The 4,188-nt window shown below is 67.5% G+C and carries 5 protein-coding genes; 4 read left to right on the top strand and 1 reads right to left on the bottom strand.

The window, feature by feature from the left end:
* The 4 genes from IT182_13925 to IT182_13910 form a co-directional block, all read left to right on the top strand.
* Positions 1-188, top strand: a 188-nt coding sequence (locus tag IT182_13925) for a hypothetical protein (GenBank protein MCC6164444.1), incomplete at its 5' end; no start/stop codon positions are given.
* Between the two features lie 41 nt (positions 189-229).
* Positions 230-1,996, top strand: a complete 1,767-nt coding sequence (locus IT182_13920) for a polysaccharide pyruvyl transferase family protein (protein ID MCC6164443.1) — start codon at positions 230-232, stop codon at positions 1,994-1,996.
* 109 nt (positions 1,997-2,105) lie between these two features.
* Entirely contained in the window at positions 2,106-2,324 is a 219-nt protein-coding gene (locus IT182_13915; protein ID MCC6164442.1) for a type II toxin-antitoxin system VapB family antitoxin, read from the top strand.
* The gene (locus IT182_13910) at positions 2,321-2,701 is read left to right on the top strand and encodes a PIN domain-containing protein (GenBank protein MCC6164441.1); all 381 of its coding nucleotides are present in this window, start codon (positions 2,321-2,323) and stop codon (positions 2,699-2,701) included. The genes IT182_13915 and IT182_13910 overlap by 4 nt, the downstream gene beginning before the upstream one ends.
* Positions 2,702-2,915: 214 nt before the next feature.
* Here IT182_13910 and IT182_13905 read toward each other — a convergent pair whose 3' ends face one another.
* Positions 2,916-4,172 carry a hypothetical protein gene (locus IT182_13905; protein ID MCC6164440.1) on the bottom strand — a complete coding sequence of 419 codons (1,257 nt, stop codon included), beginning with the start codon at positions 4,170-4,172 and terminating at the stop codon, positions 2,916-2,918.
* Positions 4,173-4,188 lie beyond the last annotated feature (16 nt).

Here is a 4,188-nt window from a genome sequence, read left to right as displayed (position 1 = left end):
TGACCGCCCTGTCTCCATCTGGCCGGCGCGCCGATCCTGCTCGTCTCTCGTCCTTCTTCTACATCTTCGATCGGCTCTCCTGCATCGAGAAGACGGCCGATGGGCTCGCGTCGTTGATCCTCCGCTCGCTCGGAAGACGCCGGTTCGCGTCGCTGACGGGCCTGAGCCGCCGCGAGGCGCTCGACTGATGTCTCCGGCTGCTCTCGTCACCGTTCCGGATACTCAGGCCATGCGGCCTGTCCGGAGCCTCGCGCCAGTTGCGGTGCGCCGGCGATTCAGGCGTGGTCTCAGGCGCGCGCTGAACGGGATCGACACCGCGACGGTCGTCTGCTGGGGAACGGGGAGCCTTGCCGCGCTGGTCGCCGACGCGCTGCCGGGGCGCGTCACATACTTCGTCGACAGCGATCCGCGGCGGCAGGGCGTACGCTTCGGCGAGACCCGGGTGGAGGCGCCATCCGCGCTCGCGCGCGAGACTCAGGGCCCTGTTCTCGTGCTGATCGCGAGCATGTACGAACAGCAGATTCACGAGCAGCTCGCGTCGATGCGGCTGCCACCAGGTTCAGCGATCGTGGCCGTCGCGCCGATCCTGGAGGCAGCGAGGCCCGCTCCCTGGCGCCGCTGGTCGGTGCGCCGATCTGCGGTGCGGGCGGAGCGCCCGCGCGAGCAGAAGATCCTGCTCGTGGGCGGTTATGGGGCCGGCAACATCGGCGACGAGGCGCAATTGCGCTGCGTCCTGGAGGAGATGCGGCGACGCTGCCCCGACTTCATCATCGAGGTGCTGACGCCGACGCCGCTTCGCACGCATCGGGAGCACGGGCGCTGCCAGGTCTCGCCGGCGCCTCGCGTGGCGTTCTACGATCTCGGCACGTCGCAGCTATACGCCCTGTCGACCTCCGCCGCCAGACTTCGCTTCCTGCTGCGCTCCTGGTGGTTGCTGCTGCACGCATGGCTGGTTCGCGCGAACGTGCCGTTCGCGCTCGTGCGGCCTCGACGGATGGCACTGCTGCACGAGTTGTCGACCGCGCGGCTGGTGCTGTTCGTCGGCGGTGGCTACCTGACCGGCTCCACGCTGTCGCGCCTGTGGGACGGCATGTTCCTGATGCGCATTGCGTCAGTACTGGGTGTCCCTGTCGCTCTCTCCGGCCAGACCATTGGTGTCTGGAACAGCCGGTTCACGCGCCGCCTTGCCGCGAAGGGGCTCGGCTGCGCGGATCTGATCGCGACCCGCGATGCCGATGGATCGGCCGTGGCGGTTGCCGCCCTGTCTTTGCGTCGGCCGCGCACGCTGTCCACGTGCGACGACGCGCTGTTCATGAAGGCCGACATCGCGGAGGACGCCCTTCGAGCGGCGCTCGACGCGTCCGGAATCGATCCCGACGTCCTGAGGACGCGCTACGTCGTGCTGAACGCGCACTTCTGGGGCGTCGACGCAACGGAGCGGGCACGCCTGCTGGAGACGCTTCAAGCCATGCTCGGTCGCCTGCGCGCCTGCGGCGTGCCGGCGGTCATTGGCATTCCGATGCTGCAGTCGGACCGCGACGCGCTGCTGGCGCTCGAAGCGATGGGCGCCGACGGATGGTTCCGCATGCTGCGTGTCGACGAGCACGTGGACGTGATCCGGGGCCTCATCGCCCGGGCGCACGTGTGTGTGTCGATGAAGCACCACCCGATCATCTTCGCGCTCGGTGAGGCGGTGCCGGCCGTCAGCCTGACGCGCGGCACGTACTACAGGCAGAAGAACGAGGGCGCGCTGGCGCTGGTCGGCATGGCTCACTGCAGCGTCGACCTCGAGTCGCAGACGGCCGTCGCCGACTTCGACTGCGTGTACCGGTCGACCGCGCGAAACCGCGAGGCGATCGCGGCGCAGATCAGAAGCGCGCTGCCTGGACTGGCGAAGCGGCGTCGAGCGTTCTTCGACGATGTCGAATCGCTCGCCAGGGCGGGGCTTCTCCTGCGCTCTTCGCAATCGGCGGCAGCCAGGGAGACCTTGCCGTAGCCAGGGACTCTGGCCCAGGAGCGCGTCTTTCCTCATTTGCCGATGAGCCGCGCCGAGGCGGACCCATCCCAGCTCGTGGCTGCCATACTTATATGGTAGGTTCGTCTGTATGAAGAAGACCCTTCACATCGACGAACGCCTCCTCCGTGACGCCAGGGCGGCGGCTGGGGCGAAGACCGACACCGAGACGGTGCGGCTCGGCTTGGAGGCTCTGGTGCGCCGCGCGGCCTACGAGCGGCTGCGAACGTTGCGCGGTTCGGAGCCAGGTGCGACCGATACGCCGCGGCGGCGTGCGCGTCGCGCCTCGACCAGGCGCTCGGCGGCATGAGCGTCCTCGTCGACACGTCCGTCTGGATCCGGTTCCTCTCGAACCGGGCACCGTTTGCGGCAGAACTGGACAGATTGCTGGCCGACGACGCCGTGGCTGGCCACGACTTCGTGTACGGGGAACTGCTCGTGGGCGACCGGGGCGGCCGACAGAAGCTGCTGAGCAGCTACGACCGGATCGAGCAGATCCCGCTCGTGCCGCACAGCGAGGTCGTGGCGTTCGTCCGCGCGCGCAAGATCCACGGGCGCGGCATCGGCTGGATCGACGCGCACCTGCTGGCGTCGGCGCTGGTCGGTGGAGTTCGACTCTGGACCGTCGACGGGCCATTGGCGACGATCGCCGACGACTTGGGGATCGCGTACCGCGTCGAGGACTAGTTCGTTTCACTCAAGGCTGTGGCCGGTGACAGACGCAACACCGCGACGAGGGCTGCCAGTGTTGATGCGAGAATCGCATTGCCAACGGACAACAATGCCGTCGCCACGCCTATTGCCCCGGAGAGAAGGACGATGACCGTCCACAGCGTGACTGGCCTGCGCCAGAATGGACGCGTCGCGCTGTACACATCCTGCCAGAGGTGCTCGATAGCCCTCACTGCGGCAGCCGTAGCTCCGCCAGGTGCAGCCAGTCCGACTCGCGTGGAACCTCATCTTCGAACTCGAACGGAGCACTGCCCCAGGACTCGAGCCGCTGCTTGCGCACCAGCCAGGCCGTGCCGGCGGTCACGGTCATAGCCGCTGCCCATCCCAGAGCCCCTTGGAGAGTCATCACTGCGAGCGTCGTCGCGGCGAACACGCCCCATCCGAAGACCAATACGGCCGCACAGACGGTCAGCGCTGGCGGCCGCTTTCCGAACAGGAAGGTGCACGTGAAGGGAATTCGACGCCAATCAAGCGTCGCCACTTCCACGGCTGCCCAGCCGACCGCGACGATGATCGTCCCTAGCGAAGGCACGTGCGATAGGTCGAAGTACCCGAGTACGACCGGCAGGGCGAGCGTAATGGGAAGGACCATTCCTCGCTCAAAGAGAATGCGCCGAACAGCGTCCAACTGCGACGGTCTGTCCTCCGCGCGCTCGGTGAGTCGGAAGATCCACCCTGCCCGGTGATGAGCCGGAAGTAAGAAGGCAAGCCGAAGGCCGACGAGCGCGCCAGCCATGAGGCTGAAGGGAACGTCCAGCGCGGCTCGCACGATCCACCGCTCGCGGAGCCCGTGAGACCCCAGGATGCCATTCGCCGCGAGCGCCATCCCCACGGCAATCCCGACGCGAAACACGAACTGATGCAGCGTGCTGCGCGCGAGGGTGAGGCGCACGAACGTTCGAACGGCAGCTGCTGGTCCTTCGCCGCCGATGTCGACTGGTCGGTTGATTCTCCGCCATCCCGCGCGATGACCGGAGACGCCGGGATCGAGCCGACGATAGGCGACAAGACCTCCGAGCATCGTCGTCACCAGTGCGCCGCCAAGGCCGCTTACGGCGATGCCCGCCAGCTGGGTGATCTCGGGTGTTCGGTCGCCCTGGGCCCATGAGCCCAGTGCCCAGAACCAGACCGGCGGGAGGGCGCGGACCCACGCCGGCGGATCACCAATGACGGTCCACAGCGCGGAGGCGCGCAAAGCGAAGGGGAGAACGCAGATGACGCCGCCTAGAAGCCACGGCTGTACCTGTGCTGACCATTCGCTCTGCCGCCGAATCGGCGCGATAGATCGAAAGAGCCCCTGGAGCGCGGTAAGGCTCAGGATGACGAAGCCACTGCCGGCGACGGCTGCCATCGTCACCCCGCCATCGTGTCCCACCGTTGTGGGAAGAATCAGTAACGTCGGCCACGCCAGCGTGCCGATCGACACGGCGATGCACGCTGAT

It is taken from the genome of Acidobacteriota bacterium, assembly GCA_020845575.1.
GTDB lineage: Bacteria > Acidobacteriota > Vicinamibacteria > Vicinamibacterales > Vicinamibacteraceae > Luteitalea.
Note: the sequence above shows the minus strand (reverse complement) of the source record. Positions and strands in the feature narration are given on the sequence as shown.